The organism is Noviherbaspirillum suwonense, from assembly GCF_900182955.1.
Taxonomy (GTDB): domain Bacteria; phylum Pseudomonadota; class Gammaproteobacteria; order Burkholderiales; family Burkholderiaceae_D; genus Noviherbaspirillum_A; species Noviherbaspirillum_A suwonense.
Window position 1 is genome coordinate 160,156 of the sequence record NZ_FXUL01000003.1, and the last position, 24,382, is coordinate 184,537.

The 24,382-nt window shown below is 62.0% G+C and carries 19 protein-coding genes and 4 tRNA genes; 18 read left to right on the forward strand and 5 right to left on the reverse strand.

Annotated features, from left to right (window positions below):
* Nucleotides 1-483 precede the first annotated feature (483 nt).
* A complete protein-coding gene (locus tag QOL82_RS06320; protein WP_283441407.1) occupies nt 484-735 on the forward strand; it encodes a hypothetical protein in 252 nt (83 codons plus the stop codon).
* Between the two features lie 47 nt (nt 736-782).
* On the opposite strand, the gene QOL82_RS06325 is transcribed toward QOL82_RS06320, so the two are convergent.
* Together QOL82_RS06325 and QOL82_RS06330 are read right to left on the reverse strand one after the other, a co-directional pair.
* Nucleotides 783-1,178: a dihydroneopterin aldolase gene (locus tag QOL82_RS06325; RefSeq protein ID WP_283441408.1), complete on the reverse strand. Its 396-nt coding sequence runs from the start codon at nt 1,176-1,178 to the stop codon at nt 783-785.
* A gap of 31 nt (nt 1,179-1,209) precedes the next feature.
* Nucleotides 1,210-2,016, reverse strand: a complete 807-nt coding sequence (locus tag QOL82_RS06330) for an SDR family oxidoreductase (RefSeq protein WP_283441409.1) — start codon at nt 2,014-2,016, stop codon at nt 1,210-1,212.
* A gap of 36 nt (nt 2,017-2,052) precedes the next feature.
* Between QOL82_RS06330 and QOL82_RS06335 the strand changes: the two genes are divergently transcribed.
* The 3 genes from QOL82_RS06335 to QOL82_RS06345 all read left to right on the forward strand — a co-directional run bounded on the left by QOL82_RS06335 (nt 2,053) and on the right by QOL82_RS06345 (nt 4,997).
* Complete coding sequence (locus QOL82_RS06335) at nt 2,053-3,213, forward strand: class I SAM-dependent methyltransferase (protein ID WP_283441410.1); 1,161 nt, start codon at nt 2,053-2,055, stop codon at nt 3,211-3,213.
* 57 nt (nt 3,214-3,270) lie between these two features.
* The gene (locus tag QOL82_RS06340) at nt 3,271-3,465 is read left to right on the forward strand and encodes a DUF2905 domain-containing protein (RefSeq protein ID WP_283441411.1); all 195 of its coding nucleotides are present in this window, start codon (nt 3,271-3,273) and stop codon (nt 3,463-3,465) included.
* Nucleotides 3,466-3,590: 125 nt separating this feature from the next.
* Nucleotides 3,591-4,997 (forward strand): DHA2 family efflux MFS transporter permease subunit, encoded by a 1,407-nt coding sequence (locus tag QOL82_RS06345; protein WP_283441412.1) that lies wholly within the window; start codon nt 3,591-3,593, stop codon nt 4,995-4,997.
* A 6-nt stretch (nt 4,998-5,003) separates the two neighbouring features.
* Here the strand turns inward: QOL82_RS06345 and kefC are convergent, their stop codons facing one another.
* Together kefC and kefF are read right to left on the reverse strand one after the other, a co-directional pair.
* Nucleotides 5,004-6,803: a glutathione-regulated potassium-efflux system protein KefC gene (kefC, locus tag QOL82_RS06350; RefSeq protein ID WP_283441413.1), complete on the reverse strand. Its 1,800-nt coding sequence runs from the start codon at nt 6,801-6,803 to the stop codon at nt 5,004-5,006.
* A 19-nt stretch (nt 6,804-6,822) separates the two neighbouring features.
* Complete coding sequence (kefF, locus tag QOL82_RS06355) at nt 6,823-7,371, reverse strand: glutathione-regulated potassium-efflux system oxidoreductase KefF (RefSeq protein ID WP_283441414.1); 549 nt, start codon at nt 7,369-7,371, stop codon at nt 6,823-6,825.
* A 247-nt stretch (nt 7,372-7,618) separates the two neighbouring features.
* Here kefF and QOL82_RS06360 point away from each other — a divergent pair.
* The 13 genes from QOL82_RS06360 to rpoC all read left to right on the forward strand — a co-directional run bounded on the left by QOL82_RS06360 (nt 7,619) and on the right by rpoC (nt 21,705).
* Nucleotides 7,619-7,704: transfer RNA gene (locus QOL82_RS06360), tRNA-Tyr, on the forward strand.
* 57 nt (nt 7,705-7,761) lie between these two features.
* A tRNA-Gly gene (locus QOL82_RS06365) sits at nt 7,762-7,835 on the forward strand.
* A gap of 48 nt (nt 7,836-7,883) precedes the next feature.
* Nucleotides 7,884-7,958, forward strand: a tRNA-Thr gene (locus tag QOL82_RS06370).
* A gap of 109 nt (nt 7,959-8,067) precedes the next feature.
* Nucleotides 8,068-9,258, forward strand: coding sequence for an elongation factor Tu (gene tuf, locus QOL82_RS06375; RefSeq protein ID WP_283441415.1), 1,191 nt, complete (start codon nt 8,068-8,070; stop codon nt 9,256-9,258).
* A 74-nt stretch (nt 9,259-9,332) separates the two neighbouring features.
* Nucleotides 9,333-9,408 (forward strand) — tRNA-Trp (locus QOL82_RS06380).
* A gap of 35 nt (nt 9,409-9,443) precedes the next feature.
* Nucleotides 9,444-9,827: a preprotein translocase subunit SecE gene (gene secE, locus QOL82_RS06385; RefSeq protein ID WP_283441416.1), complete on the forward strand. Its 384-nt coding sequence runs from the start codon at nt 9,444-9,446 to the stop codon at nt 9,825-9,827.
* A complete protein-coding gene (nusG, locus tag QOL82_RS06390) occupies nt 9,827-10,417 on the forward strand; it encodes a transcription termination/antitermination protein NusG (RefSeq protein WP_283441417.1) in 591 nt (196 codons plus the stop codon). Before secE ends, nusG begins: the two co-directional genes overlap by 1 nt.
* Before the next feature lie 127 nt (nt 10,418-10,544).
* Entirely contained in the window at nt 10,545-10,976 is a 432-nt protein-coding gene (gene rplK / locus QOL82_RS06395; protein WP_283441418.1) for a 50S ribosomal protein L11, read from the forward strand.
* The gene (gene rplA, locus QOL82_RS06400) at nt 10,976-11,671 is read left to right on the forward strand and encodes a 50S ribosomal protein L1 (protein ID WP_283441419.1); all 696 of its coding nucleotides are present in this window, start codon (nt 10,976-10,978) and stop codon (nt 11,669-11,671) included. Before rplK ends, rplA begins: the two co-directional genes overlap by 1 nt.
* A 321-nt stretch (nt 11,672-11,992) precedes the next feature.
* On the forward strand, nt 11,993-12,523 hold the full coding sequence (gene rplJ / locus QOL82_RS06405; RefSeq protein ID WP_283441420.1) for a 50S ribosomal protein L10: 531 nt from the start codon (nt 11,993-11,995) through the stop codon (nt 12,521-12,523).
* Nucleotides 12,524-12,588: 65 nt separating this feature from the next.
* The gene (gene rplL / locus QOL82_RS06410) at nt 12,589-12,966 is read left to right on the forward strand and encodes a 50S ribosomal protein L7/L12 (protein WP_283441421.1); all 378 of its coding nucleotides are present in this window, start codon (nt 12,589-12,591) and stop codon (nt 12,964-12,966) included.
* A 284-nt stretch (nt 12,967-13,250) separates the two neighbouring features.
* The gene (gene rpoB, locus QOL82_RS06415; RefSeq protein ID WP_283441422.1) at nt 13,251-17,357 is read left to right on the forward strand and encodes a DNA-directed RNA polymerase subunit beta; all 4,107 of its coding nucleotides are present in this window, start codon (nt 13,251-13,253) and stop codon (nt 17,355-17,357) included.
* A gap of 109 nt (nt 17,358-17,466) precedes the next feature.
* Nucleotides 17,467-21,705, forward strand: coding sequence for a DNA-directed RNA polymerase subunit beta' (rpoC, locus tag QOL82_RS06420; RefSeq protein ID WP_283441423.1), 4,239 nt, complete (start codon nt 17,467-17,469; stop codon nt 21,703-21,705).
* A gap of 72 nt (nt 21,706-21,777) precedes the next feature.
* Here rpoC and QOL82_RS06425 read toward each other — a convergent pair whose 3' ends face one another.
* A complete protein-coding gene (locus QOL82_RS06425) occupies nt 21,778-23,565 on the reverse strand; it encodes a phosphoethanolamine transferase (protein WP_283441424.1) in 1,788 nt (595 codons plus the stop codon).
* A 308-nt stretch (nt 23,566-23,873) separates the two neighbouring features.
* On the opposite strand from QOL82_RS06425, the gene rpsL reads away from it, so the two are divergent.
* Entirely contained in the window at nt 23,874-24,257 is a 384-nt protein-coding gene (gene rpsL, locus QOL82_RS06430; RefSeq protein ID WP_011872533.1) for a 30S ribosomal protein S12, read from the forward strand.
* The last annotated feature ends 125 nt before the right edge of the window (nt 24,258-24,382 follow it).

Consider the following 24,382-nt stretch of genomic DNA (forward strand, 5'->3'; position numbering starts at 1 on the left):
TGAAGTGGCTGTTGCCGTTGCAGTGAATCCCCGTTAGATGGCGACGCGTCGCCAGCGCCTGAAACGGATAAAGAAGCGTCCGCTGTCTGAGCGAAGCGAGTTTCGGACGCTTCCCGTTTCAGGTGCTGGCGGCGCGTGCAGTCCGCGCAGCGGACCGCCATCGTAGGGGTCGCCTTTTTTGCCCCACTTTTTTGGCGAAGCAAAAAAGCGGGTCGGCTGCCGGGCCGAACACCCGGCTACTCCCCACGGCAGTGAAGCCTCAACGTTTCACCCGTCAGCAGACGCGGCATCGGCGCCTTGCGTATTGGCGCCGTGCGAACGTGCAGCCGTCGCAAACTGCAGAAGCGGCTTCGCGACGGTACGCCGGTTGGCGGATGAAGCAATACCGGCTGGCCTGCCGGACGACCTAGCCGGGTTTCGGCCCGGCAGCCGACCTACTTCTCTTGCTTCGCCAAGAGAAGTAGGCAAGAGAAGGCGACCCCGATGATGGCGCCCCGCTGCGCGGGGTGCACACGCCGCCAGCACCGAAATCGGGAAGCGTCCGAAACTCGCTTCGCTCAGACAGCGGACGCTTCTTTATCCGATTTCGGCACTGGCGACGTGTCGCCATCGACGGGGATTCACGGCAACGGCAACGGCAACGGCAACGGCAACGGCAACGGCAACGGCAACGGCAACGGCAACTGTCGCTGCGCGGGGCTAACTGCAACGGCAACTGTCGCTGCGCGGAGCTAACAACCACGGCCTTCCCGGCGAGGGACAACTACCAGCGTCAGTTCCCGTCAAGCCTGCTTGACATGAAACACCTCGACCCCTACGGATTCGCAATCCGGATAAACATCCGGCTTCTCCGTCGAAACCCGCACCGCCCTCACCTTGGGATGCAATAACATCGCCCTCGCAACATCGTCGCACAGCGTCTCCTGCAAATGGATATGCCCCTGCGCCATGCGCCGCGCAACCGTGTCCCGCATGAAGTCATAGTCCACCACTTCATCCAGGTGGTCCCCCTGCGGCGTCGACATCGCCAGCGGAATAAACAAATCAACGTTGATCAGGACGCGCTGCTCGCCTTGCTTTTCAAATTCATGGACGCCGATGTTGATCTGCACTTCGTAATTGCGCAGGAACAGGCGGCGGCAGTCGGAGAGCTCCGGGTAAAACAGGGTAGGCAGCATTGATTTCTCAAAAAAGTTGGGAAGCCACCGGTCAGGTGGCAAGGAACATCACGTCGCGCGGCAGCGGGAGCAGGTGCTGGCCGCCGTCGACGACCAGGGTGGTGCCGGTGACGGCGCCGGCTTCGGCCAGGTAGCAGACGGCGGCGGCGATATCGTCGGGGGTGCTGGAGCGGCCCAGTGGGGTGACCTGGTGGGCCTGCTGGAAGGCGGCTTCCGTCTGGGCGCCCGACGGCAGCGTGATGCCGGGGGCGACGCCGACGACCCGCACTTTGGGCGCGAGCGCCTGCGCCAGCATGGTGGTGGCGGCCTGGAGCGCGGCCTTGGACAGGGTGTAGGACAGGAAGTCGGGATTCAGGTTATGGAGCTTCTGGTCCAGCAGGTTGATCACCACGGCCTGGGCGCCGTCCGGGGTCATCGCGTGCAGCGCCTGCGCCAGCAGCACCGGCGCGGCCAGGTTCGCATGCATGTGCGCATCGAGGCGCGCGACCGAGAAGTCGCTTGCATCGTCCTGCTCGAACAGCGCCGCATTGTTGACCACGCAGGTGACCGGGCCGAAGGCGGCCGTGCGCTGCAGCAGCGCGCGCACCGCCGCTTCGTCGGACAGGTCGCATTGCAGCAGCAGCGCGCGCCGGCCCAGCGCTTCGATATCGAGCGCGGTCATGTCGGCGTCGTCTTCCGAATGCCGGTAATGCACGACGATGTCCCAGCCGCGTTCGGCCAGCGCCAGCGCGATGGCGCGGCCCAGACGCTTGCCCGCGCCCGTCACCAGTGCAACTTTCCGCGCCGCCGTGGTCTGATCATGTCTGCGTGCAAGCCTTCCGGCGCCGCGTAGATTCATATACAACCCCTAAAGCGATTGACTACAATACCGTCTATGCAACTGCAACTGCCCGATCCTGGTCTCGATGCGCTGATGGCTTCGCGCTCGCTGCAAACCCTCATCGCCAACGACATACGCCACAACTCCGGGTGGATACCGTTCTCCCGTTTCATGGAGCTGGCGCTGTACGCGCCCGGCGTCGGCTATTACAGCGGCGGCGCCGCCAAGCTTGGCAGGGACGGTGATTTTACAACCGCGCCCGAAATGTCGCCGTTGTTTGGCCAGACGATCGCGCATGTCGTGGCCGACCTGATAGGCAAGACCACGCCGCAGATCATGGAGTTCGGCGCCGGCACCGGCAAGCTGGCGCGCGACGTGCTGACCGAGCTTGCGGCGATGGGCGTCGCGGTGCATCGCTATTCCATCGTCGAATTGTCCGGCGAACTGCGGGCGCGCCAGCAGCAGACGCTGCGCGGTTTTTCGCAGGTCACCTGGCTCGACCAGTTTCCAGCGGTCTACTCCGGCGTTGTGTTGGGCAACGAGGTGCTCGACGCGATGCCGGTGCAGCTGGTGACCAAGACGGCGCAGGGATGGCGCGAGCGCGGCATCGGCCTGGCGCCGAAGAAGTTCGTCTACCGCGACCGGCCTTGCGACCCGGCGCTGCTGGCGCAGATCCCCAATGCCGATGCATTGCCCGAAGGCTACCTGACCGAAGTGCATCCGATCGCGCTCGGCTTCGTGCGCACGCTGGCCGACATGCTGCGCGCCGGCTACGATTACACCGGCCACGGCGGCGCCGCCCTGCTGATCGATTACGGCTTCCCCGCGCACGAGTACTACCTGCCGCAGCGCGCCGAGGGCACGCTGATGTGCCACTACCGCCATCATGCGCATGGCGACCCGTTTTACCTGCCCGGCCTGCAGGACATCACCGCCCATGTCGACTTCACCGCGATCGCCCGCACCGCCGTCAACAGCGGGCTCGACGTGCTGAGCTATACCAGCCAGGCTGCGTTCCTGATCGATGCCGGCATCGGCGACCTGCTGCAGCGCATCCCCGCCACCGACCGTCTGCGCTACCTGCCGCGGGCCAACGAGCTGCAGAAACTGACGTCGCCGGCCGAGATGGGCGAGCTGTTCAAGGTCATCGCGCTCGGCACCAAGGTCGAATTGCCGGAGAAGTTTGCCCGCAACGACCGCAGCCACCGGCTGTGACCGCGTACAGGCCGGCGGCCGCGCTACAATCCTGCATCAATTAATGGAAAGCCGCGCATGATACGCTGGGTCCTGACGATATTCATCGCGCTGATCGTGTTCTCGGCCCTGCTGCCATGGCTGGAAAAGCTGGGCGTGGGCCGCCTGCCCGGCGACGTGAAGTTCTCGCTGTTCGGCAAGACCGTCTTCCTGCCGTTCGCCTCCACCATCCTGCTGTCCACCGTCATTTTCCTGGTCGCCCGCTACCTGTAGGCCTGCAGGCGCGATGCCTGTCCATCCATGCGCGCCACGGCAGCCAGGCGGTTGGCGCGGGGACAAACCTGTCCTGTCTGCAACTGGGTATACTGCCCGGCCAACGCTAAAAATAATCCAGAGACATGGCCCAGACCGGGGAAGAACTGCAGGCTCGCTACGGCGAGCGTTATAAATGGCTGGTGCTGATCACCGTGATGATCGGGTCGATGGCGGCCATCATGTCATCCACCATCGTCAATGTGGCAGTGCCCGACCTGTCGCGCCATTTCACGCTGGGCCAGGAACGGGCGCAATGGGTGTCTACCAGCTTCATGCTGGCCATGACGCTGTCCATGCTGACGACCCCATGGCTGCTGCTGCGCTTCGGCCTGCGCCGCACTTACGGCGGCGCGATGCTGCTGCTGCTGTGCGGCGGCATCTTCGGCGGCGTTTCCGTCAACTACCTGATGCTGATCGCCATGCGCGTGGTCGAGGGCCTGGCCTGCGGCGTGGTGCAGCCCATTCCCGCCATCATGATCCTGCGGTCCTTCGCCAAGCATGAGCAGGGCAGGGCGATGGGGCTGTTCGGCTTCGGCGTGGTGCTGGCGCCGGCGCTCGGCCCCAGCGTGGGCGGCGTGCTGGTCGAGCATTTCGGCTGGCGTTCGATCTTCTTCATCATGGTGCCTTTCTGCCTGGCGGTGCTGGCGATGGCGAATCGCTACCTCGCCGCCAACGCCACCGGCGGCGAAGCCCGCCCGCTGGACTGGCGCGGCCTGCTGCTGGCGGGCGTCGCCATCATCTGCCTGCTCAACGGGCTGGTCGAAGTGCGCCAGAACGGCCTGATTGCCGCCGTGTTGCTGGGCATCGGCCTGGCGGGCCTGGTCGGCTTCGTCGTCTACCAGTTAAAGACCCCGCATCCGCTGATGAACATGGCGCTGTTCCGCTATCCGCAGTTTGCGATGGGCGCGCTGGTCGCGTTCATCTACGGCATGGGCCTGTTCGGCTCGACCTACCTGCTGCCGGTGTACATGCAACTCGGCCTGCATTACCTGCCGTCGCAGGCCGGGCTGGTGCTGCTGCCGGCCGGCGGCGTGCTGGCGGTGACGATCTGGCTGGGCGGGCGCCTGGTCGACCGCTTCCCGCCGCATCTGCTGGTCGCGACCGGCGTGTTGCTGCTGGCGCTGTCGTTTGCGCTGATGGCCTTGGTCAAGCCCGACACCAGCTATATCGTGCTGATACTGTGGGCCATCGTCGGACGCATCGGTCTCGGCCTGGTGCTGCCGGCGCTCAGCCTGGGATCGATGCGCGGCGTCGACTTCGCGCTCATTGCCCAGGGTTCCAGCACCATCAACTTCCTGCGCCAACTCGGCGGCGCCATCGGCGTCAGCCTGGTCGGCATCGTGCTGGAATGGCGGCTGTCGCTGTATCCGGCCGGCACGGGCGCGCACAGCCTGCGCGCCTTCGATGAAACCTTCGTGTTCATCGCCGTCATTTCGGCGCTTGCCGTGGCGGCCGCATGGCGCATCCGCGAACCGCAGGCGCCGGTCTAGCGCCCGTCAGTCCCAGCCGTCCTTGCGCTGGCTGGCGCGCGCTTCGGCGTCGCGGGCGAACATCGCCTCGAGTTCGTCCCGGGCCTGCCGCGCCATCGATACGTATTGCTGCTGGTCGCGGTAATACGGGTAGACATCGTCCAGCGACTTCAGCGTATGGGCGCGGAACTTCATCGTGGCCTGGCGGGCCTGCCAGGCGCTGACGCCGAGCTGCTGCATCACCCTGCGCCCGAGCAGCAGCGCGCTCTCGAAGGTTTCGCGCTCGATGATGGTGACGCCACGGTCCATCAGGTCGTAGTAATGGCTGACATTGCGCGCCCGCGCCAGGATGGGCAGGTCCGGGAACGCGGCGCGCACAGCTTCGACCAGCTTTAGGCTGTCCTCGACATTATCGATTGCCAGCACCAGCGCCCGCGCACGTCCGGCGCCAGCCGCATGCAGCAGATCGATGCGGGTGGCGTCGCCGTAGAACACCTTGAAGCCGAAGCGGCGCAGCAGGTCGATCTGGTCCGGGTCATGGTCGAGCACGGTCAGGTCGACGCCGTTCGCATGCAGCAGGCGGCCGACGATCTGGCCGAAGCGGCCGAAGCCGGCGATGATCACGTGGTCCTCGTTCGCCTCTATCTTGTCGTCCTGCCGCTTCTTCGCGGCGGCATAGCCGGGGGCGATGAAACGGTCATGCACCAGCAGCAGCAGCGGCGTCATCATCATCGACAGCGTCACCGTCACCACCAGGATTGCCGCCACTTCGGGCGTGAATACGCGGGCCGTGGCCGCCGCGCCGAACACGACGAAGGCAAATTCGCCACCCTGCGCCAGCATGAAGGCGAACAGCGCGCGCTGGCTGCGCGCAATGCCCAGGCGCGCGCTCAGCAGGTAGAGCACCGCACCCTTGATCAGGAGAAACAAGGCGACCATGCCGAGGATGCGCCACGGCTGCGCCAGGAATACCGCAAAGTCCACCGACATGCCGACCGCGGTGAAGAACAGGCCCAGCAGCAGGCCCTTGAACGGCTCCAGGTCGGATTCCAGCGCATGCCGGTATTCGGAATCGGCCAGCAGCACGCCGGCCAGGAAAGTGCCGAGCGCCATCGACAGCCCAACCCATTGCATCAGCATCGCAATGGCGATCACCAGCAGCAGCGCGAAGGCGGTGAAGATCTCCCGCAGCGCCGTCTTGGCAATGATGCGCAGCACCGGGCGGATCAGGTAGCGCCCGCCCAGCACCAGCACCGCGATCACCGCAACCGCCTGCGCGAAGCCGAGCCAGTTGCTGCTGTCGTCCTGGGTGACGATGCCCAGCATAGGCACGATGGCAATCATCGGGATCGCGGCGATGTCCTGGAACAGCAGGATGGCGAACCCGGCGGTTCCGGCAGGCGTCGCCATCAGGTTGCGCTCGTCCAGCGTCGCCAGCGCGATGGCGGTCGACGACAGCGACAGGCCAAGCGAAGCAATCAGCGCGATTTTCCAGTGGACGCCGAACAGCAGGGCGACCGCGGTGAGGGCGGCTGCGACCAGCAGCACCTGCGCGCCGCCGCCGCCGAAGATCGGCCGGCGCATCGCCCACAGCCGCTTGGGCTCCAGTTCGAGGCCGATCAGGAACAGCAGCAGGACGACCCCGAACTCCGAAAAGTGCAGGATGTCCTGCACGCCGCGGATCAGCCCCAGCCCCCACGGGCCGATCGCAATGCCCGCCAGCAGGTAGCCCAGCACTGCGCCCAGGCCAAGACGCTTGGCGATCGGAACCGAGACCACCGCGGCGAGCAAATAGACCATCGCGTTTTGCAACAGGTTTTGTTCCATCTTGCTTACTTGCCTCGGTTCAAGGGTGAAAAGGAGCGGACGGCGGCATGCCTTCCAGCATGCGCCGATAGGCGTCGACATGCGCGGCCACGGCTGCTTCATCGGCCTGGCGGGCGCCATGCATCACCAGCGGCTCCAGCCATTGCATCTTGCAAAGCACCGCGGTCTGGCGGTAAGGCGGCAGGAACGCGGCAAGCGGATAGCCATGTTCCCCCTGCGCACTGTAGGCGCCGGCGCCGCCGCCGGTCGTGATCGCCAGCAGGAAGCGCTTGCCCTTGAGCATATTGCCGTTCTTGCCATAGGCCCATCCGTGTTCCAGCACCTGGTCCAGCCACTCCTTCTGCAGGGACGGCATGCCGTACCACTGTATCGGATGCTGCATGACGATCAGGTCGGCCTCGGCCAGCAAGGCCTGTTCGCGCGCCACATCGATCACGAAGTCCGGGTAGAGCTCATAGAGTTCGTTGACCGTCACATTGGGCAACGAGCGCGCTGCGGCAACCATTTGCCGGTTGACGCGGGAAGCCTGCGGCGCCGAATGCGCATAAAGGACGAGAACACGGGACATGGAGCGAGCCTGCTGGGTTGACGATCAGGCATTATCGCGGGTTGATGTGGTTTTTTCACGGCAGTGGCGCGTAAAACCGGCGCTGTCCCAACAAGTCTCCACATTTTTCTTGTTTCCCGGGCAAAACGCACTTTTATTTCCTGCAGGGCTCGTGCTATTCTTCGGCTCCTTCGACGGCAAGTGCATGTAGAAAACACTTCGAAGTTGACAGGCCGAGGGTTTCCCAATATAGTTCGGGGTTCCCTGCGGAGGGGTGGCCGAGTGGTTAATGGCAGCAGACTGTAAATCTGCCCTCTTACGAGTACGCTGGTTCGAATCCAGCCCCCTCCACCAACAGGCGAAGCGCGGTAGGTGATTGTTTTAGTTGTGAGTGGCTGTGTGGTCACCCTTGCGGGTGTAGCTCAATGGTAGAGCTGAAGCCTTCCAAGCTTATGACGAGGGTTCGATTCCCTTCACCCGCTCCAGTTTTCGGTTGAAGGTGCTGAGTTTCAGCATCATGCAACAAAGGTTTTGCCCTTTTAGCTCAGTGGTAGAGCACTCCCTTGGTAAGGGAGAGGCCACGTGTTCAATCCACGTAAAGGGCACCAGTCTAATACGGGGCGCATCGCATCGCGCGATGCGCCTCAGGCAGCAAGCACATCAGCAAGATAGTCGGGCAGTGCCTGGACATTCTCATCAAATCGTTAGGAGTCTAAGATGGCAAAAAGCAAATTTGAGCGGACCAAACCGCACGTGAATGTGGGCACCATCGGCCACGTCGACCATGGCAAGACCACGCTGACCGCGGCAATCGCGACCGTGCTGTCGAAGAAGTTCGGCGGCGAAGCCAAGGCCTACGACCAGATCGACGCAGCGCCGGAAGAAAAAGCGCGCGGCATCACCATCAACACCGCTCACGTCGAATACGAAACCGCAAATCGTCACTATGCGCACGTCGACTGCCCAGGCCACGCCGACTATGTGAAAAACATGATCACCGGCGCCGCGCAGATGGACGGCGCAATCCTGGTGTGCTCGGCCGCTGACGGCCCGATGCCCCAGACCCGCGAGCACATCCTGCTGGCGCGCCAGGTTGGCGTTCCGTACATCATCGTCTACCTGAACAAGTGCGACATGGTCGACGACGAAGAGCTGCTGGAACTGGTTGAAATGGAAGTGCGCGAGCTCCTGTCGAAGTACGAGTTCCCAGGCGACGACCTGCCCATCATCAAGGGTTCGGCCAAGCTGGCGCTCGAAGGCGACACCGGCCCGCTGGGCGAGCAGTCGATCATGGCGCTGGCCGATGCGCTGGACACCTACATCCCGACGCCGGAGCGTGCTGTTGACGGCGCCTTCCTGCTGCCGGTCGAGGACGTGTTCTCGATCTCGGGCCGCGGTACGGTGGTGACCGGTCGCGTCGAGCGCGGCATCGTAAAGGTTGGCGAAGAACTGGAAATCGTTGGTATCCGCGACACCCAGAAGACCACCTGCACGGGCGTGGAAATGTTCCGCAAGCTGCTGGACCAGGGCCAGGCAGGCGACAACGTCGGCGTGCTGCTGCGCGGCACCAAGCGTGAAGACGTCGAGCGGGGCCAGGTGCTGGCCAAGCCGGGTTCGATCAAGCCGCACAAGCATTTCACCGGCGAGATCTACGTGCTGTCGAAGGATGAAGGTGGCCGTCATACGCCATTCTTCAACAACTACCGTCCGCAGTTCTATTTCCGCACGACCGACGTGACCGGCTCGATCGAGCTGCCGAAGGACAAGGAAATGGTCATGCCAGGCGACAACGTGTCGATCACCGTGATGCTGATCAACCCGATCGCGATGGAAGAAGGTCTGCGTTTTGCAATCCGCGAAGGTGGCCGTACTGTCGGCGCCGGCGTCGTTGCAAAAATCATGGACTAAGGAATAATCTGAAAAGCCTGTGCCGGTTTTCTGGCGCAGGTGATTCGGTGGTTCCGGGTTTACCGTTTTAACGTAGGGGCGTAGCTCAATTGGCAGAGCGTCGGTCTCCAAAACCGAAGGTCGGGGGTTCGAGGCCCTCCGCCCCTGCCACCGTTTCAGGTGCAGGGCACCGAAAGTAAAATTGTATGGCTAATCAACCCGTGCAGACCGTCAATACGTCAGGCGACAAAGTGAAGGTCGGCCTGGCTATTTGCGCTGCTGTTGCCGGTGTAGTAGGTTTTTATCTGCTTGCAGGGCAGTCGACACTGGTGCGATCGCTGGCCTTGGTCGCCGGTCTGCTGGTTGGAATTGGCTTGCTCTGGACTTCTCTGTCAGGCCAGGGCTTTCTGGCGTTCGCCAAGGAAGCTATCCGTGAAACAAAGAAAGTGGTGTGGCCGACCCGCAAGGAAGCCATGCAGATTACCGCCATCGTGTTCGGCTTCGTGCTGGTGATGGCGATCTTTCTTTGGGGCACCGACAAGATACTGGAATTCGTGTTGTATGACTTGATTCTGGGCTGGAAACGATAATGAGCGAAAATCTGCAAGACGGCGTGCCTACCGAGGCAGTGGTGTCCGCGCCTACCGGCAACAAGCGCTGGTATGTGGTTCACGCTTACTCCGGCATGGAAAAAAGCGTGCAGCGCGCGCTGACCGAGCGCATCACGCGTGCCGGCATGGAAGACAAGTTCGGTCGCATCCTGGTGCCGACCGAAGAAGTCATCGAAGTCAAGAATGGTCACAAGTCGGTGACCGAACGTCGTTTCTTTCCCGGCTACGTGCTAGTCGAAATGGAAATGACGGACGACACCTGGCATCTGGTGAAGAACACCAGCAAAGTGACTGGCTTCATCGGTGGCAAGTCCAACAAGCCGACGCCGATCCCACCGCACGAAGTAGATAAGATCCTGCACCAGATGCAGGAAGGCATCGAAAAGCCGCGTCCCAAGGTGCTGTACGAAGTTGGCGAGCTGGTCCGTATCAAGGATGGCCCGTTTACCGACTTCAACGGCAACGTCGAGGAAGTCAACTACGAAAAGTCCAAGGTCCGGGTTTCCGTGACCATCTTCGGACGCGCTACGCCGGTCGAACTCGAATTCGGCCAGGTCGAAAAAGTTTAAGAATGCAGCAAGCGCCCGTGCCGGGCGCATCTTTCATAGTGAAACCGGCGCGTATCAACAGAGGAGCCGGCAGGCGGGCTAGCACGCTTGCCTGTCGGCGCTAACACTCACTCAAACTGGAGCCATCATGGCAAAGAAAATCATCGGTTTTATCAAGCTGCAAGTGCCAGCTGGTAAAGCAAATCCGTCTCCCCCGATCGGCCCGGCCCTCGGTCAGCGCGGCTTGAACATCATGGAATTCTGCAAGGCGTTCAACGCACAGACCCAGGGTATCGAGCCTGGCATGCCGATTCCGGTCGTCATCACCGCATTCGCAGACAAGTCCTTCACCTTCGTGATGAAGTCGCCGCCGGCAACGTACCTGATCAAGAAAGCCGCTGGCATTCAAAAGGGTTCGCCGAAGCCGCATACCGACAAGGTTGGCTCGATCACCCGCGCGCAAGCTGAAGAAATCGCAAAAACCAAGAACGCTGACCTGACGGCAGCCGACATGGAAGCAGCCGTGCGCACCGTCGCCGGTTCTGCCCGTTCCATGGGCATCACGGTGGAGGGTCTGTAATGGCTAATCTGTCCAAACGCGCCAAGGCAATCAAGGCCAAAGTTGATCGCACCAAGCTGTATCCGTTTGACAATGCAATCGCACTGATCAAGGAATGCGCTACCGCCAAGTTCAATGAATCGATCGACGTGTCGGTTCAATTGGGTGTGGATGCCAAGAAGTCGGACCAGGTCGTTCGCGGCTCCGTCGTGCTGCCAGCAGGCACCGGCAAGACCGTTCGCGTTGCGGTGTTCGCCGCTGGCGACAAGGCCGAGGCAGCCCGTGCTGCCGGCGCCGATGTGGTCGGCATGGAAGACCTGGCAGAACGCATCAAGGCCGGCGACATGCCGTTCGACATCGTGATCGCCTCGCCTGACACCATGCGTATCGTCGGTACGCTGGGCCAGATCCTCGGACCGCGCGGCCTGATGCCTAACCCGAAGGTCGGCACCGTGACCCCGGACGTGGCAACGGCTGTAAAGAACGCCAAGGCAGGCCAGGTGCAATATCGTACCGACAAGGCCGGCATCATCCACGCAACCATCGGCCGCAAGGACTTCGCCGACGCCGATCTGAAGAACAACCTGGTTGCGCTGATCGATGCGTTGAACAAGGCCAAGCCAGCCAGCAGCAAGGGTATCTACCTGCGCAAGGTATCGCTGTCGTCCACGATGGGCGCCGGTGTCCGCGTAGACCAGACCACTCTGGCCGCTTAAATACTGAATCAAGTCCCGGTGCCGGCAACGGCGCCGGGCGCATCTTTGGGCCGGGCCGGACTCCTCGCGGACGAAGGCCCGGGCAATCAAAGACCGTTGGGCTGATGCGCATGCAGGCAGTGCGCGATGTTAAAAGCCGGAAGCGCAAGCCCCGGCACCCAACGCAGATGGCGAGCCCGAACAAGTTTTGTAGTCTGCCCGCTGTGCAAGCAGGATCGCGACAGCAGTGAACTCCTAACTTCGGACGCCGTGTTCGAACCGATGCAAGGCAAGCAGCCATAGGGTTGTGTCGTAGCCGAACATCATTTTTGGAGCTTGACCGTGGGTCTCAATCGGAATGAAAAACAGGCCGTAGTCGAAGAAATCTCTGCCAAGGTTGCATCGGCACAGACTATCGCCTTGGCTGAATACCGTGGCATCCCGGTCGGTCAAATGACGCAACTGCGTTCCAAGGCGCGTGACCAGGGCGTGTACCTGCGTGTGTTGAAAAACACGCTGGCTCGCCGTGCTGTCGAAGGTACCGCGTTCTCTGGCCTCGCCAATGACATGACCGGTCCGCTGATCTATGCGATCTCGGACGACGCCGTCGCCGCTGCCAAAGTCCTGTCGGACTTTTCCAAAGGCAACGACAAGCTGGTCATTCGTGGCGGTAACTACGCAGGTAAAGCGCTGGACAAGGCAGGTGTTGCTGCACTGGCCAATATCCCTAGCCGTGAAGTTCTGCTGTCCCAGCTGATGGGCATCATGCAGGCGCCGGTTTCCGGATTTGCCCGTGCACTCGCCGCCCTGGCCGCAAAGAACGGTGGCGATGCCGCTCCGGCAGAAGCCGAAGCGCCCGTCGAAGCAGCCTGATCGGGCTGTCCGTTCTCGTCATTACCGACTAGATGTAACTATCGAATCAAATTTAGGAGTTTCAAATGGCAATTAGCAAAGACGACATCCTGGAAGCCGTAGGTCAGATGTCTGTGATGGACCTGAATGACCTGGTGAAGGCATTCGAAGAGAAGTTTGGCGTTTCCGCAGCAGCAATGTCGGTTGCAGGTCCTGCAGCTGGCGGCGGTGCCGCAGCGGCTGTTGAAGAGCAGACCGAGTTCACCGTTGTGCTGGAAAACTTCGGCGCGAACAAGGTCGGCGTCATTAAAGCCGTCCGCGAAATCACCGGTCTGGGCCTGAAAGAAGCCAAGGACCTGGTTGACGGCGCACCGAAGCCAGTCAAGGAAGGCGTCTCGAAAGCCGACGCTGATGCAGCGAAGAAGAAGCTGGAAGAAGCTGGCGCAAAAGCAGAAATCAAGTAATTGCGGCCTGCTAGCGCGACATACAGCGCATGAGTCAAAGCGCAGAGCCCTTTTCCGAAAGGAGGGGTTCGGCTTTGGCTCCTTTGTCGTTTTTGCGTTTCATAAACGACGAAAAGTTTCAAGACAGTAAAAACATGCAACACCCGCCCGTCATGGCGGTCTATTAAATCACAGATTTGAAGGGCCGAGACTTGAGGTTTCGCAGATAGGGGTGGTGCAACATCATCGCAGCACCTGTGTCGAATCCTGAATTCTCTATCCTTCCTGTCACTCACGGAGTGTTCATGCACTACTCATTTACTGAGAAGAAACGCATTCGCAAGTCATTCGCGAAGCGCGCCAACGTTCACCACGTCCCGTTCCTGCTTGCAACCCAGCTCGAATCCTATACCGGCTTTCTGCAAGCGGACAAGGTGCCGTCGCAACGCAAGAACGAAGGCCTGCAGTCCGCCTTTTCGTCAATTTTCCCCATTGTTTCGCACAATGGCTTTGCACGCCTTGAATTCCTGTCCTATGTCCTCGGCGATCCGCCGTTCGACGTCAAGGAATGCCAGCAGCGTGGCCTGACGTTCGCGTCGCCGCTGCGCGCCAAGGTGCGCCTGGTGATCCTGGACAAGGAATCGCCGACCAAGCCGGTCGTCAAGGAAATGAAGGAGCAGGAAGTGTACATGGGCGAATTGCCGCTCATGACCACGACCGGTTCCTTCGTGATCAACGGCACCGAGCGCGTCATCGTGTCGCAGCTGCATCGCTCGCCTGGCGTATTCTTCGAGCATGACCGCGGCAAGACCCACTCGTCGGGCAAGCTGTTGTTCTCGGCGCGCATCATTCCTTACCGCGGCTCGTGGCTGGATTTCGAATTCGACCCGAAGGACATCCTGTTCTTCCGCGTCGACCGCCGCCGCAAGATGCCGGTCACCATTCTGCTCAAAGCCATCGGCATGACGCTCGAGCAGATCCTGGCCAACTTCTTTGTATTCGACAACTTCACGCTGCGCAATGACGGCGCCGAACTCGAGTTCGTCTCCGAGCGGCTGCGCGGCGAAGTCGCGCGCTTCGACATCACCGACCGCGAAGGCAAGGTGCTGGTCGCCAAGGACAAGCGCATCAACGCGCGCCATGTCCGTGAAATCGAAAGCGCCGACATCAAGCACATCTCGGTGCCGGAAGACTACCTGCTGGGCCGCGTGCTGGCGACCAACATCATCGACGCCGACACCGGCGAAGTGGTGGCCAACGCCAACGACGAGCTGACCGAAGAACTGCTCGGCCGCCTGCGCGAAGCGAATGTGTCCAGCATCCAGACGCTGTACACCAACGACCTGGACCAGGGCGCCTACATTTCGCAGACCCTGCGCACCGACGACACCACCGACCAGACCGCAGCCCGTATCGCGATCTACCGGATGATGCGTCCCGGCGAGCCGCCGACCGAGGATTCGGTCGAGGCGCTGTTCAACGGCCTGTTCTACAACGAAGACCGCTACGACCTGTCGGCCGTCGGCCGCATGAAGTTCAACCGCCGCATCGGCCGCGATGAACTGACCGGCTCGATGACGCTGTCGAACGAAGACGTGCTGGCCGTGATCAAGATCCTGGTCGAGCTGCGCAATGGCCGCGGCGAAGTCGACGATATCGATCACCTCGGCAACCGCCGCGTGCGCTGCGTCGGCGAACTGGCCGAAAACCAGTTCCGCGCCGGCCTGGTCCGCGTCGAGCGCGCCGTCAAGGAACGCCTCGGCCAGGCCGAAGCCGACAACCTGATGCCGCACGACCTGATCAACTCCAAGCCGATCTCGGCTGCCATCCGCGAGTTCTTCGGTTCGTCCCAGCTGTCGCAGTTCATGGACCAGACCAACCCGCTGTCGGAAATCACGCACAAGCGCCGCGTTTCCGCACTGGGACCGGGCGGCCTGACCCGCGAACGCGCCGGCTTCGAAGTCCGCGACGTGCACCCGACCCACTATGGCCGCGTGTGCCCGATCGAAACGCCTGAAGGCCCGAACATCGGCCTGATCAACTCGCTGGCGCTGTATGCACGGCTGAACGAGTACGGTTTCCTCGAGACGCCGTACCGCAAGGTCGAGGGCAGCAAGATCACCAACCAGATCGACTACCTGTCGGCGATCGAGGAAGGCCGCTACATCATCGCCCAGGCGAATGCGACCATCAACGAGGAAGGCACGCTGTCGGACGAGCTGGTGTCTGCCCGTGAAGCGGGCGAGACCATCCTGGTGTCGCCGGAGCGCGTGCAGTACATGGACGTGGCGCCGGGCCAGATCGTCTCGGTCGCGGCATCGCTGATCCCGTTCCTCGAGCACGATGACGCGAACCGCGCGCTGATGGGCGCCAACATGCAACGCCAGGCCGTTCCCTGCCTGCGTCCTGAAAAGGCGCTGGTCGGCACCGGCATCGAGCGCACGGTGGCGGTCGACTCCGGCACCACGGTGCAGGCGCTGCGTGGCGGCGTGGTCGATTACATCGACGCCGGCCGCGTGGTGATCCGTGTCAACGACGACGAAGCGCAGGCTGGCGAAGTCGGCGTCGACATCTACAACCTGATCAAGTACACCCGTTCGAACCAGAACACCAACATCAACCAGCGTCCTATCGTCCAAGTGGGCGACCGCGTCGCACGCGGCGACGTGATCGCCGACGGCGCATCGACCGACCTCGGCGAACTGGCCCTGGGCCAGAACATGCTGGTGGCGTTCATGCCATGGAACGGCTACAACTTCGAAGACTCGATCCTGATCTCCGAAAAAGTGGTTGCCGACGACCGCTACACCTCGATCCACATCGAGGAACTGTCGGTCGTGGCGCGCGACACCAAGCTGGGCGCGGAAGAAATCACCCGCGATATCTCCAACCTGGCGGAAAACCAGCTGGCGCGCCTGGATGAGTCGGGCATCGTCTACATCGGCGCGGAAGTCGAAGCCGGCGACACGCTGGTCGGCAAGGTCACCCCGAAAGGCGAGACCCAGCTGACCCCGGAAGAAAAGCTGCTGCGCGCCATCTTCGGCGAAAAGGCATCGGACGTGAAAGACACCTCGCTGCGCGTGCCTTCGGGCATGGTCGGCACCGTGATCGACGTCCAGGTCTTCACCCGCGAAGGCATACAGCGCGACAAGCGCGCCCAGCAGATCATCGACGACGAGCTCAAGCGCTATCGCCTGGACCTGAACGACCAGTTGCGCATCGTTGAAGGCGACGCCTTCCAGCGTCTGGAAAAAATGCTGATCGGCAAAGTCGTCAACGGCGGTCCGAAGAAGATCGCCAAGGGCGTGGCCATCGACAAGGCTTACCTGGACGACCTGGACAAGTATCACTGGTTCGACATCCGTCCTGCGGATGACGATGCCGCTGCCGCGCTGGAAGCCATCAAGGAATCCATCGCCGAGAAGCGTCACCAGTTCGACCTGGCCTTCGAAGAGAAGCGCAAGAAGCTGACCCAGGGCGACGAACTGCCGCCGGGCGTGCAGAAAATGGTCAAGGTCTACCTGGCGGTGAAGCGCCGCCTGCAGCCTGGCGACAAGATGGCAGGCCGTCACGGCAACAAGGGTGTGGTTTCCCGCATCGTGCCGATCGAGGACATGCCATACATGGCGGACGGTACCCCGGCCGACATCGTGCTGAACCCGCTGGGCGTGCCGTCGCGGATGAACGTCGGGCAGGTGCTCGAAGTCCACCTGGGCTGGGCCGCCAAGGGCCTGGGCCTGCGTATCGGCGAAATGCTGCAGGCGCAAGCCAAGGCTGCCGAACTGCGCAAGTTCCTGACCACGATCTACAACGAGTCGGGCAAGCAGGAAGACATCGACGGTCTGAGCGACGTGGAAGTCCTGACGCTGGCGGAAAACCTGAAGAAGGGTGTTCCGTTCGCCACGCCGGTGTTCGACGGCGCGCACGAGAAGGAAATCCACCGGATGCTGGACCTTGCGTATCCGGACGACATCGCCGCCAAGCTCGGCATGACGCCGTCCAAGAACCAGGTCACGATGTACGACGGCCGCACCGGCGAAGCCTTCGAGCGCTCGGTCACGGTCGGCTACATGCACATGCTCAAGCTGCATCACCTGGTCGACGACAAGATGCATGCACGCTCCACCGGCCCGTACTCGCTGGTGACCCAGCAGCCGCTGGGCGGCAAGGCGCAATTCGGCGGCCAGCGTTTCGGCGAGATGGAAGTGTGGGCATTGGAAGCCTACGGCGCGTCCTACGTGCTGCAGGAAATGCTGACGGTGAAGTCGGACGACGTGAACGGCCGGACCAAGGTGTACGAGAACCTGGTCAAGGGCGATCACGTGATCGATGCAGGCATGCCGGAATCCTTCAATGTGCTGGTGAAGGAAATCCGCTCGCTGGGTATCGACATCGACCTGGAGCGCGACTGATTTTCTGCCCCGGACGCGGTGTCCTGCAAGGGATGCCAGTCCGGGGGATAATGTCCGGTTGCGGCTCGGTCTTACAAACAAGTTTTTTCACGCCACCCTGGAGTGATAGATGAAAGCACTGCTCGATCTATTCAAGCAAGTTCAGCAAAATGAACAATTCGACGCGATCAAGATTGGCCTCGCGTCGCCCGACAAAATCCGTTCATGGTCCTACGGCGAAGTCAAAAAGCCGGAAACCATCAACTACCGTACCTTCAAGCCGGAGCGCGATGGCCTGTTCTGCGCCAAGATCTTCGGCCCGATCAAGGACTACGAGTGCCTTTGCGGCAAGTACAAGCGCCTGAAGCATCGCGGCGTCATCTGTGAAAAATGCGGCGTCGAAGTCACGCTGGCCAAGGTGCGTCGCGAGCGCATGGGCCATATCGAGCTGGCTTCTCCGACCGCGCATATCTGGTTCCTGAAGTCGCTGCCATCGCGCCTCGGCATGGTGCTCGACATGACCCTGCGCGACATCGAACGCGTGCTGTACTTCGAAGCCTATGTCGTGACCGATCCCGGCATGACCCCGCTGAAGAAGTGCCAGATCATGTCGGAAGACGACTATGCGGCCAAGTACGAAGAGTACGGCGACGACTTCACCGCCTTCATGGGCGCAGAAGGCATCCGCGAGCTGCTGCGTTCGATCGACATCGACCGTGACGCCGACACGCTGCGCCAGGAACTGAAGGACTCCAAGTCCGAAGCCAAGATCAAGAAGTACGCGAAGCGCCTGAAAGTGCTCGAAGCGTTCCAGCGTTCCGGCATCAAGCCGGACTGGATGATCATGGAAGTGCTGCCCGTGCTGCCGCCGGAACTGCGTCCGCTGGTGCCGCTGGACGGCGGCCGCTTTGCGACCTCCGACCTGAACGACCTGTATCGCCGCGTCATCAACCGTAACAACCGGCTGAAGCGGCTGATGGAGCTGCGCGCGCCGGAAATCATTACCCGCAATGAAAAGCGGATGCTGCAGGAAGCCGTCGACTCGCTGCTCGACAACGGCCGCCGCGGCAAGGCCATGACCGGCGCCAACAAGCGCCCGCTGAAGTCGCTGGCCGAGATGATCAAGGGCAAGGGCGGCCGTTTCCGCCAGAACCTGCTGGGCAAGCGCGTCGATTACTCGGGCCGTTCGGTCATCGTGGTCGGTCCGCAGCTCAAGCTGCACCAGTGCGGCCTGCCGAAGCTGATGGCGCTCGAACTGTTCAAGCCCTTCATCTTCAACAAGCTCGAACTGATGGGCCTGGCGACCACGATCAAGGCCGCGAAGAAGCTGGTCGAAATCCAGGAGCCTGTGGTCTGGGACATTCTGGAAGACGTGATCCGCGAACATCCGGTCATGCTGAACCGTGCGCCGACGCTGCATCGCCTGGGCATCCAGGCGTTCGAGCCGGTGCTGATCGAAGGCAAGGCCATCCAGCTGCATCCGCTGGTCTGTGCGGCGTTCAACGCCGACTTCGACGGCGATCAGATGGCTGTCCACGTGCCGCTGTCGATCGAGGCGCAGATGGAAGCCCGCACGCTGATGCTGGCCTCCAACAACATCCTGTTCCCATCGAACGGCGAGCCGTCGATCGTGCCGTCGCAGGATATCGTGCTGGGCCTGTACTACGCGACCCGCGAGAAGATCAACGGCAAGAACGAAGGCATGCTGTTCCAGGACGTGTCCGAAGTGATCCGCGCGTATGACAACAAGGAAGTCGAACTGACCTCCCGCGTCACCGTGCGTATCGTCGAGTTCCCGCGCAACGCGGACGGCACCGGTTTCGACCGCACTGTCACCCGTTACGAGACGACCGTCGGCCGCGCCATCCTGTCCGAGATCCTGCCGAAAGGCCTGCCGTTCTCGGTGCTGAACCGCGCGCTGAAGAAGAAGGAAATCTCGCGCCTGATCAACATCTCGTTCCGCAAGTGCGGCCTGCGCGCTACCGTGGTGTTTGCCGACCAGCTGATGCAGTCGGGCTTCCGCCTCGCGACCCGCGCCGGCATCTCCATCTGCGTCGACGACATGCTGGTGCCGCCGCAGAAGGTCACGCTGATCGCGGCTGCCGAGCAGGAAGTCAAGCAGATCGAGCAGCAATACGCTTCCGGTCTGGTGACCGCAGGCGAGCGTTACAACAAGGTCGTGGACATCTGGGGCAAGGCCGGCGACGAAGTTGGCAAGGCCATGATGGAACAGCTGAAGGTGGAAGACGTGGTTCGCCGCGACGGCACCAAGGGCACCCAGGAATCGTTCAACGCGATTTACATGATGGCCGACTCCGGCGCCCGTGGTTCCGCCGCCCAGATTCGCCAGCTCGCCGGTATGCGCGGCCTGATGGCGAAGCCGGACGGCTCGATCATCGAGACGCCGATCACCGCGAACTTCCGCGAAGGCCTGAACGTGCTGCAGTACTTCATCTCGACGCACGGCGCCCGTAAGGGTCTGGCCGATACCGCGCTGAAGACCGCGAACTCCGGTTACCTGACCCGTCGCCTGGTCGACGTGACCCAGGATCTGGTCGTGATCGAGGACGATTGCGGCACCTCCAACGGCGCGTCGATGAAGGCGCTGGTCGAGGGCGGTGAAGTGATCGAGGCGCTGCGCGACCGCATCCTGGGCCGCGTGGCGGCAACCGACGTCGTCAACCCTGAAACCCAGGCCAACCTGTACGACGCCGGCACGCTGCTGGACGAGGACATGGTCGAGGAAATCGAACGCCTGGGCATCGACGAAGTCAAGGTCCGCACGCCGCTGACCTGCGACACCCGTTATGGCCTGTGCGGCATGTGCTACGGCCGCGACCTCGGCCGCGGTGTGCTGGTCAATGCCGGCGAAGCGGTCGGCGTGGTGGCGGCGCAGTCGATCGGCGAGCCGGGCACCCAGCTCACGATGCGTACGTTCCACATCGGCGGCGCGGCATCGCGTGCAGCGGTGGCATCGTCGGTCGAAGCGAAGTCGAACGGCACCGTGCGTTTCACGGCGACCATGCGCTACGTCACCAACGGCAAGGGCGACCAGATCGTCATTTCCCGTTCCGGCGAAGTGCTGATCACCGACGACCACGGCCGTGAGCGCGAGCGTCACAAGGTGCCGTACGGCGCCACGCTGATCGTCAAGGATGGCCTGGCCATCCGTGCCGGCACCGCGCTGGCGACATGGGACCCGCTGACCCGACCCATCATTACCGAATACACCGGCACGGTGAAATTCGAGAACGTGGAAGAGGGCGTGACGGTTGCCCGCCAGATCGACGAGGTCACCGGACTGTCGACCCTGGTGGTAATCGACGCCAAGCGTCGCGGCTCGGTCACCAAGTCGCTGCGTCCGCAGGTCAAGCTGTTGAACGAGCAGGGCCAGGAAGTGAAGATCGCCGGCACGGAACACGCGGTGACGATCGGCTTCCAGGTCGGCGCGCTGATCACCGTGAAAGACGGTCAGCAGGTGTCGGTGGGTGAAGTGCTGGCCCGTATCCCGACCGAGTCGCAGAAAACGCGTGACATCACCGGTGGTCTGCCGCGTGTTGCCGAGCTGTTCGAAGCGCGCTCGCCGAAGGATGCCGGCATGCTGGCGGAAGTCACCGGCACGGTGGCATTCGGCAAGGAGACCAAGGGCAAACAGCGCCTGGAAATCACCGACATGGACGGCGCCAAGCACGAGTTCCTGATCACCAAGGACAAGCAGGTGCTGGTGCATGACGGCCAGGTGGTGAACAAGGGCGAGATGATCGTGGACGGCCCGGCCGATCCGCAGGACATCCTCCGCCTGCTGGGTATCGAGGCTCTGGCCCGCTACATCGTCGACGAAGTCCAGGACGTGTACCGTCTGCAGGGGGTGAAGATCAATGACAAGCATATCGAAGTCATTGTTCGTCAGATGCTGCGCCGCGTGCAGGTCATGGAAGCCGGCGACACCAGCTACATCACCGGTGAGCAGGTCGAGCGTTCGGAACTGCTGGACGAAAACGATCGCGTGATCTCCGAGGGCAAGATCCCGGCGACCTACGAGAACGTGCTGCTGGGTATTACCAAGGCATCGCTGTCGACCGATTCGTTCATCTCGGCCGCTTCGTTCCAGGAAACCACCCGCGTGCTGACCGAAGCAGCGATCATGGGCAAGCGCGACGGTCTGCGCGGCCTGAAGGAAAACGTGATCGTTGGCCGTCTGATCCCGGCCGGTACCGGCCTCGCGTTCCACCGCGCCCGCAAGGAGAAGGAATCCTGGGAAGCGGAAGAGCGCACCGCGCTGCTGCAGTCCGAAAAGGCGGCACGCATCGCGGAAGCGGAAGCCGAAATGGCGGCAACCAGCTCCGGCAGCCAGGAAGATCAAGGCTGATCGTTTCAACGCGCCAAACAAAAACCCCGCAGCGATGCGGGGTTTTTTTATGGGCAATCGCTGGAACAGTAATCACTTTTCCCGTTGCAAAGGCTTTTTCCGGCCGATCACCTCCCTGCAGTCGCCTTTCAGGGTCGCGTCGTCATAATCGGTCCAGCCGTAGCTATCGACATAACGGACATGCCTGGCCAGCCGGTCGCTGAAGACGCTGCGGTCAAGCTTCTCCCCTGCATAGCGAATGTCGGCCAGGTCCAGCAGGGAATGAAACATGTTCTCGGTCGACAGCGGGGCGGCACGGTGCTGCCTGAGTTCAGCCACCTTGCCCGCGAATGCCGCCTGGTAGGCATCCGAATACCAGACCAGCGCCGGCACATGAAATTCGAACTGCGTGTTATGCCCGTGGAAGGCCAGCTTGCAGCTGCCGTCGTACAGCGTCTGGCCATGGTCGGCCACATACATCATGCTGGCCAGCGCCGGGCCGGTCTTCAGCACGCCGATGACCTGCGACAACAGCCAGTCGGTGTACAGGATCGAGTTGTCATAACTGTTATTGATCTCGGGCTTGAGCTTGAGGCTGGTGTAAGCCGGCTTGTAGACGCCAAACAGGGAGGGTTTCCAGCGGTCGAATTCCTGCGGATAGCGATGGCTGTAATTCCAGTGATTCCCAAGCGTGTGCAGGACGATCAGCTTTTTGGGCGCCGGGTCCGCAATTGCCGCCTGCAGCGGCGCCAGCAGCACATCGTCCAGGTCCGAACGGTTGGTGAAACCGCCCAGATTGAAGAAGCGGGTGACGTCTGCCTCCTTGGCAAACACCGAGACCGGCGTATCGAACTCGCCGAAGGACATCTGGTTCGAGAGCCAGAAGGTTTTGAAGCCGGCTTCGCGGTAGGCCGAGATGAAGGAGGTTTCCGAGAACCCGGCGCGCAGGCTCTGCGTCGCCGGCTTGCGCGACAGGATGACCGGCACCGACAGCCGCGTCGCGGAGACGGGCGTGATCATGTCGGTCAGGCTCACCAGATTCGTTTCCTTTTCGAGCAGCGGATTGGTATGACGCTCATAGCCGTTCAGGCTCCACCGGTCTGCCCGCGACGATTCGCCGAGCACCATCACCACGACCTGCGGCGCGTCCCGCTGGCTGGCCTGCTGCGCGCCGAAACGAAACTGGGCGCTACGTGCGGATAGCTGGGCCAGATAGCGGCGCTCCTTGCGGTACGACGCTGCATTCAGCACGATGCCATAAGGCCAGCTCCTGGCCAGAACCTTTTCATTCACCGACACGCGAGTCCAGGACGGAAGCGTGCCGGACTTTTTCGCAGCGGCCGCACTCGGCGACATTGGGCTGCCCCCGACAAGCCACAGTCCCAGGCAAATGCCTGTCAGAACCAGGGTGATGGCGCGGGACGGACCACGCCAGTCCAGCGCATGGGTGCGCCACGCAGCGCGCCATGCCAGCCCGAACCAGGCGAGGGCAAGCACGAGCGCCGCGGCCAGCAGCCAGATCCTGTTGCCAAGAAATTCCAGCGCCTCTCCCGGGCTGGTTTCCGCAATGATGCCAAGGTGGTGGACGGAGATACTCTGGCCGAAATAAACCTGGAGATAGATCTCGGCCGGGAGCATCAGGAACGCCGGGAGCAGCAGCAGATGGAACCACGCCGGCCGCTTGAACACGGCCCAGACCGCGATCCAGCTGCAGAGTGTCGCCGCCGCGAGCAAGGCGGGATCGGCGAGCGTCCTGCCGAATAGTGCCGGTAATAGCGGCAGCGCCGACAGCACCAGGTAGCTCGCGGCGACGAACAGGACAGAACGGCTGCGGAAGCGATGCATCGGGCAGAAATACGCGTAAGGGCGGAAAACCGACATTATCCCGGAAAGCCCGGGACTTTCCGACGGTCATCAGCCGCACTTTATCCGCGGAGCTTGCTTAAGTTAAAGAACAGTTGACCCAGTCGGCCTACAAGAATATACTCGCGAGTTCTCGAATTTAAGCTTTCCAGGCTTAAGCGCTCTTTGGTCCGCAGTTCCCGCCCACGGCACGCTTGATGCCCCGCAGCTAAATCGAACGCGTGATGAACGTCCTGTTCATACGCAAGCTTCCCAAGTTTTCGCTCCCGAAACACTCTGTGTCAGGGTATCTCTTTTAATGTTGTAATTTTGTTGGATTTAGAACGATGCCAACCATCAATCAACTGATTCGCCAGCCGCGTGTTTCCGCACGCGTCAAGAGCAAATCGCCGGCGCTGGAAAACAGCCCGCAAAAGCGCGGCGTCTGCACCCGCGTCTACACGACGACCCCGAAGAAGCCGAACTCGGCGCTGCGTAAGGTCGCCAAGGTGCGTCTGACCAACGGTTTCGAAGTCATTTCGTATATCGGCGGCGAAGGCCACAACCTGCAGGAGCACAGCGTCGTGCTGCTGCGCGGCGGCCGTGTAAAAGACTTGCCGGGTGTGCGTTACCACATGGTTCGCGGTGCACTGGATACCCAGGGCGTCAAGGACCGTAAGCAGGCTCGCTCGAAGTACGGCACCAAGCGTGCCAAGGCCGGCAAGAAGTAATCGTATTTCCGCCGCAAGCCGGTGGAACAGGTATCGGCCCCAAATGGGTCGAGTAAGTGGTCAGTCTGAATGGCTGGCCGCGAGCGGGTAGTAGAAGTCGTACTGCAGCTCAACTGAAGATCGAA